Annotated in this window: 5 protein-coding genes and 1 pseudogene; 1 reads left to right on the top strand and 5 read right to left on the bottom strand. The window is 31.8% G+C overall.

The window, feature by feature from the left end:
- Together B4I81_RS03760 and B4I81_RS03765 are read right to left on the bottom strand one after the other, a co-directional pair.
- Positions 1-308: SDR family NAD(P)-dependent oxidoreductase (locus B4I81_RS03760; protein WP_291107770.1), on the bottom strand; the 308-nt coding region annotated here is incomplete at its 3' end.
- 4 nt (positions 309-312) lie between these two features.
- Positions 313-780 (bottom strand): SRPBCC family protein, encoded by a 468-nt coding sequence (locus tag B4I81_RS03765; protein ID WP_291107773.1) that lies wholly within the window; start codon positions 778-780, stop codon positions 313-315.
- A 136-nt stretch (positions 781-916) separates the two neighbouring features.
- Between B4I81_RS03765 and B4I81_RS03770 the strand changes: the two genes are divergently transcribed.
- Complete coding sequence (locus tag B4I81_RS03770) at positions 917-1768, top strand: DUF2911 domain-containing protein (RefSeq protein WP_291107775.1); 852 nt, start codon at positions 917-919, stop codon at positions 1766-1768.
- A gap of 41 nt (positions 1769-1809) precedes the next feature.
- On the opposite strand, the gene B4I81_RS03775 is transcribed toward B4I81_RS03770, so the two are convergent.
- The 3 genes and pseudogenes from B4I81_RS03775 to B4I81_RS03785 all read right to left on the bottom strand — a co-directional run.
- Positions 1810-3489, bottom strand: coding sequence for a sodium:solute symporter (locus B4I81_RS03775; RefSeq protein WP_291107778.1), 1680 nt, complete (start codon positions 3487-3489; stop codon positions 1810-1812).
- 102 nt (positions 3490-3591) lie between these two features.
- Positions 3592-6042 carry a PIG-L family deacetylase gene (locus B4I81_RS03780; protein WP_291107781.1) on the bottom strand — a complete coding sequence of 817 codons (2451 nt, stop codon included), beginning with the start codon at positions 6040-6042 and terminating at the stop codon, positions 3592-3594.
- 72 nt (positions 6043-6114) lie between these two features.
- Positions 6115-6242, bottom strand: a pseudogene (locus B4I81_RS03785) (hydrolase Nlp/P60); the annotation flags it as partial.

Genomic DNA, 6242 nt, shown 5'->3' on the forward strand with positions numbered 1-6242 from the left:
GATTGAATTACTTTTACCAAACTTATGAAATTAATTTGTAAATCGGTTTCAAAAGCTTCTGGTTTTAATCCTTTAAAAGGTCTTAAATTGATACTTCCTGGACAATAAACTAAACCATCAATTACAGCAGGTAATTGAGAAGTGTCTATAGCATCTTTTGTTGCATCGAATGTAATATGAGTTGCTTTTACATCGGCTAAGTTTTCATTACTTCTCGAAGCGATATAAACGTTATTTTCAAATTGTAGTTCTTTTGCTATGGCTAATCCAATTCCGTAAGAACCACCAATTAATAATATATTTTTCATGATGTTATCCTTTAAATTCACCAAATAGTTCGATTAATTTTTTTCTTCGGTATTCAAATATCTCATCTAATTTTGGTTTCACTAAAATAGGGTGGACCAATTGACCTAAAATTCCCATAGGCACTTTATAATCTACAATATCTTCCATTTCAACTCCACCTGGAATTTCTTTGATAAAATGTTTGTGATGCCACAATGCATAGGGACCAAAACGCTGTTCGTCTACAAAATACTGTTTGTCCACAACATGCGTGATTTCGGTCACCCATTTGGTTGGAATTCCTAAAACAGGAGTAACTATATATTGTATAATTTGCCCAGGAAACATTGGTCTGTCTGCTCCTGAGAGGATTTTAAATCCCATATAATCTGGAGTAATTAATTGCAAATTTTTTGGATCAGATAGAAGTTCCCAAGCTTTGTCAATGCTAATAGGTAAATTTTGTTTGGTATGTAATCGATATATTTTCATTTTATTTTTTTTGTAAAAGTATTAAATTGTTTAAACTTTTTAGTTATAAATTAAACAAAAAAATATCATTTAAGTATTAATTAACATTTGATTTGTTCACAATTTGTAAATTTGGGCATCTTAAAAACAAAAATCTATGAGAAAAATTATTGTTATGTTGGCTGTTATATTAGCCAATTTTATGGTTGAAGCACAAGTTAAAACGCCTCAATCGAGTCCTTCTGCCAAAGTTGAGCAAGTTGTTGGGTTAACTACAGTTCAAGTAGAATATTCACGTCCAAGTGCAAAAGGAAGAACTGTTTATGGGGATTTAGTGCCTTACGGAAAAATGTGGAGAACAGGCGCTAATGCTAATACCACAATTTCTTTCAGTGAAGATGTTAAGATTGCTGGAAAAGATCTTAAAAAAGGGAAATATGCTTTATTTTCAACTCCAAAAGCTGACAATTGGGAAATAATATTTTATTCAGATACTAATAATTGGGGATTACCTGATAATTGGGATGAATCAAAAGTAGCTTTGAAAGTTACAGTTAAACCAGAAACATTGAATAAGTCAGTAGAATCTTTATCAATTTTCTTGAATAATTTAACTAATGATTCTGGTGTAATTGAATTGTCTTGGGAAAGAACTCTGGTAACTATTCCATTTACTGTTCCAACTCAAGAGATGGCAATGAAAAGTATTGAAAAAACGTTAGCAGGTCCTTCAGCTGCAGATTATTTTTCTTCAGCTCAATATTATTATCAATCAAATGGAGATTTAAACAAAGCTTTAACCTGGGTTAATTTGGCAGTTACTAATGCTCCAAAGGGACAAGATGTACCTTTTTGGTATTTGAGATTAAAATCTTTAATTCAGGCAAAATTAGGTGATAAAAAAGGAGCTATTGCTACTGCTAAAGAATCATTAGCTTTATCAGTTAAAGCAGGAAATGCTGATTATGAAAAAATGAATAAAGATAGCATTGCTGAATGGTCTAAATAATTTGCTACATAAAAAAAAGTCCCGATTATATCGGGATTTTTTTATGCTTTATTATAATATTTTTGAAATAAGAATGATAACGTTATTGTTAAAAGTGCTCCAATAAAATTTAACCAAAGGTAACTTACTACATCTAAATAGAAGATGTAAAAAATGGTTAACTGGCTTACGCAAGCTCCAATGAAAACTGCTTTACCTTTGATATATTTGATATAAAATCCAATCAAGAAAATACCTAAAACCGTTCCGTAGAAAATAGAACCAATGATGTTTACCAATTGAATTAAATTTTCAAATAACGAACTAATACAAGCAAATCCTATTGCTATAATTCCCCAAAATACCGTAAAATATTGTGTAGCAACTACATAATGTTTGTCTGACTTATTACTTACATTTCTTTTGTAAATATCAATAGCTGAAGTAGCGCCAAGTGAATTTAATCCAGATGCACTTGATGACATAGCTGCACTGAAAATCACGGCTAAAAGTAAGCCTAAAAGTCCTTTTGGAAGGTAATTTAATATAAAATAGAGAAAAACATAATCTTTGTCATTAGTTTCTGTTTTTTCGTCTACTTTTTTAATGACTTCTTTCGCATCTTCACGCAAATCTTTTTCTTTCAAAGAAAGCGCAACCATTTGTTTTTTCAGAATGGGATTATCAAATTCATTGTGTTTTAATTGTTCGATATAAATTTGATTCACAATTTTTTTATCCGTGTTGATTTGGGTTAACTTTTTTTCTAAATTTTCATAATCTGCTTTGTATTCCGAAGCCTTTACTTTCTCAACATTTGTTGGATTGAAATGCAATGGAGCATCGTTAAATTGAAAGAAAACAAAAACTAAAACTCCAGTTAAAAGAATGAAAAATTGCATGGGAACTTTTAAAATTCCATTCATGATTAATCCCATTTGACTTTCTTTTACCGATTTTCCAGATAAATAGCGACCTACCTGAGATTGGTCAGTTCCAAAATAGGAGAGCATCAAGAAGAATCCACCGGTAATTCCGCTCCAAAACGTGTAACGTGTTTCAGGATTGTAAGAGAAATCTAGAATGTCCATTTTTCCATTCGCCCCTGCAATATGAAGTACATTTGAAAAATCTACTTCGTGAGGAAGATTCGCTAAAATGTAAAAGAAAATGATAAACATTCCCGACATAATTACGAACATCTGATGTTTTTGGGTAACATTTACCGCTTTAGTTCCGCCTGTTACAGTGTAAACGATTACTAAAATACCAATAATGATATTTAGCATGTTCAAATTCCAACCCAATAATGCTGATAAAATAATTGAAGGAGCATAAATAGTGATTCCAGTACCTAAACCTCTTTGAATTAAAAATAAAATTGCAGCTAAAGTTCTAGTTTCAATGTTGAATCGTTGTTCTAAATATTCGTAGGCCGTATATACTTTTAATCGATGGTAAATCGGAATAAAAGTATAAGCAATTATAATCATTGCCAACGGAAGTCCAAAGTAGAATTGCACAAATCCCATTCCATCATGATAGGCTTGCCCAGGCGTTGATAAAAAAGTAATCGCACTTGCTTGTGTTGCCATAACCGAAACCCCAACGGTAAACCAAGGCGTTTCGTTATTATCTAATAAATAGTCTTTTACATTGGCGCTTCCTTTGGTTTTCAGGATTCCGTAAATGACGATAAACGATAAAGTGACTGATAAAACTATCCAATCTAAATTTTCCATATTAGGTATAAATTTCTTTTAGTAAATAGAAAATTAAAATGTAGATAGCATTCAAAATCAGTACAATGCTATAACTTTTTTTCCAACGGTGTTTTTCTTCCATTATTTATCTAGTGCAATTAAATTAGCCAATAATCTATAAGCGCCACTTACGCCTTCGGGAAGTTCTCTAAAGAAACTTAATCCAGTGTAAATGTAATTTCCTTTTCCGTGTTTAGCGATTAGTAAACCACCATTTTTTGGTGTTTCGTTTGGATCGTTGGAAGCTAAAATAGAAATAAATTCGGAACTCCATTCGTTTGGATAATACAATCCTTGCTCTTGAACCCAACCTGAGAAATCCTTTTCAGTAATTTTATTTGGTTGATTTAACACTTTGTGATTCGGTGCTAAGAAAGTAACTTTTGCATTTTCATCGGTAACGCGATCTCTTGAAAGTTTTACGTTATAGGGTGCTATTTCTTTGGTAATCAAATTGTTAGTTGTGTTGTATTGAACGATAACATTTCCGCCATTAGCTACATAATCGAATAGTGTTTTATTTTTAAATTTCAATTCGTCTACGACATTAAAAGCTCGAATTCCTAAAATTACAGCATCGAATGATTTTAAATTTTCAGTAGTAATTTCATTTGGATTCAAATTGGTCACTTGGAAACCTAAGTTTTCTAAATTTTTATTGACTTCATCACCAGCGCCCATGATATAACCGATGTTTTTACCTTTTGTAGCAATATCTAATTTTACCACTTTTGATGCTGAAGTTACTAAAATCGTTTGTTTTGGAATGTGAGGATATTGAATCGTAACCAATTCTTTGTCTAAAATCGTTCCATTAGAAGTGGTAATTTGAGCAACCATTTTGGATGTAATTTCTGCTTTCGTTGGATATATTTTAAAGGTGAATTTACGTTCGTCATTTTTTACTTCAATTGCAAATGGAATTTCTTTAGGTTCGATTTTCCAATCTTCTGGAATTGCTAACGATAATTTTCCCGAAGCGTTTGCTTTATGTGCTTTTACTTTTACTGTGATTTCTTTAGGTTGGGTCGAATTAAAGATAATAACTTTTGGTTCGATAGTAGAAGTAAATTCAGGTAAAATCGTAAAAGGAACATAGGTTTCACCATCATCCGGATTGTTGAATTTATAGCTTATATTCTTAACGAATTCAATGGTTTTTCCTTGGATTTCCATAGTAAAAATCACAGGGAATGAAGTAGAAATTTCAGGTAAAATACGAATCGATTTATCCGAAACTTTATACATACCTTCCGTTTGTTGTTCTTTTAACCAAAATAAGTTCGAATAATCAACCGCATTTCCAAGAACAACATCTTTGAATTCAAGACTTACTTTTTCGTTGTTTTTCAAAGGTTTGTTTTGCGTTTCATTTTTGATATTTAAGGCATTAATCGAAATCAATTTTACATTCGATTGACTACGATTAATCACCTCCAATTGAAGATTGAATTTACTATCTTTTGTAATCGTTTCTGAATCAGCAATGGCTTCCATGAACAAACCGCTACAAGCTTCAATAATTTTGATAATTTGTTTCGTTTTGATTTCTTTCCAATGTGAATCTTCTAATTTTTGAATCAAATCGTAGGCTTGAATCAAATTTGGAATATGAACAGAAGGGTTTCCAAAGTTGAAATTCTTTTCAATTTCGTATAGAATTTTACCGATTTCATTGCCACCTTTCACACGGTTCCAAGAAGTATCGATACCTTCAAATAAGTTATTACTGTTTGGTAAATCACCTTTTAGCAATTCTAAATATTCGATTTCGTCACCACGTGTTCCTAAAGTTCCAAAACCTTGACATTTGTGTTGACTTCTACTTAAAGCGGCAATTTCGTTATTGCTTTTTCCTTTTAATGGGTAAAACACATTAGAATTAATAGCTAGAAAATTTGATTTATCAGCAGCATCAAATGCTTCCTGACTTCCATAAAACCACCAAGAAGTATTGAAAAAAATACGTTTTGGTTTGTGTTTTATGATGTCATAAGCTTCTAAACTCAACATTGCAGAAGCGGTGTGATGTCCGTGAGTAGTTCCTGGTGTATTGTGCGCAAAACGATTTACAATGATATCAGGACGAAACGTTTCCATCACTTGAATCACGTCTTCCATTACTTCATCTTTATTCCAAATGGCAAAAGTTTCGTTCGGTTCTTTTGAAAACCCGAAGTCATTAGCACGGGTAAAAAACTGTTCGCCACCATCAATTCTTCTAGCCGCTAATAATTCTTGAGTTCTGATGGCGCCTAATTTTTCACGCAATTCGGTTCCAATTAAATTTTGACCACCATCGCCACGAGTTAAGGATAAATAAGCCGTTTGTGCGTGATAATGGTTTGAAAAATAGGTGATAAGTTTTGTGTTTTCATCATCAGGATGTGCTGCTAAATAGAGTACTTTACCTAAAAAGTTTAGTTTTTGAATTTGTTCGTAGATTTCTACAGAATTGAGTTTTTGAGGTGCTTGTGCCCAAATAGAAAGTGAAATAAAAAATATAAAAAATGAAGTAAAGCTTCTGTTCATTGCAATAGTTTTTTCAAAAATAAGGAAATAAAAAAAAGGAAGTTTTATTCGCTTCCTTTTTAACAGTTTTTTTTAAATTATTTTCTTAATTACTCTAAGCTTGTGAGTATGTCGATTTGTTTCTGCATTGTAAATTCCTAAGTGGTCTAGTCTGTCAATTCGTACTTTTCCTGAGGCGTGAATGATATAGTTGTTTTCCA

The sequence above is a fragment of the Flavobacterium sp. UBA6195 genome, from assembly GCF_002422095.1.
GTDB lineage: Bacteria > Bacteroidota > Bacteroidia > Flavobacteriales > Flavobacteriaceae > Flavobacterium.

What these genes read in the sequence shown, in the direction of transcription:
- B4I81_RS03765 (WP_291107773.1), bottom strand. Translation starts at nt 780, where the DNA reads ATGAAAATATATCGATTACATACCAAACAAAATTTACCTATTAGCATT.
- B4I81_RS03770 (WP_291107775.1), top strand. Translation starts at nt 917, where the DNA reads ATGAGAAAAATTATTGTTATGTTGGCTGTTATATTAGCCAATTTTATG.
- B4I81_RS03775 (WP_291107778.1), bottom strand. Translation starts at nt 3,489, where the DNA reads ATGGAAAATTTAGATTGGATAGTTTTATCAGTCACTTTATCGTTTATC.
- B4I81_RS03780 (WP_291107781.1), bottom strand. Translation starts at nt 6,042, where the DNA reads ATGAACAGAAGCTTTACTTCATTTTTTATATTTTTTATTTCACTTTCT.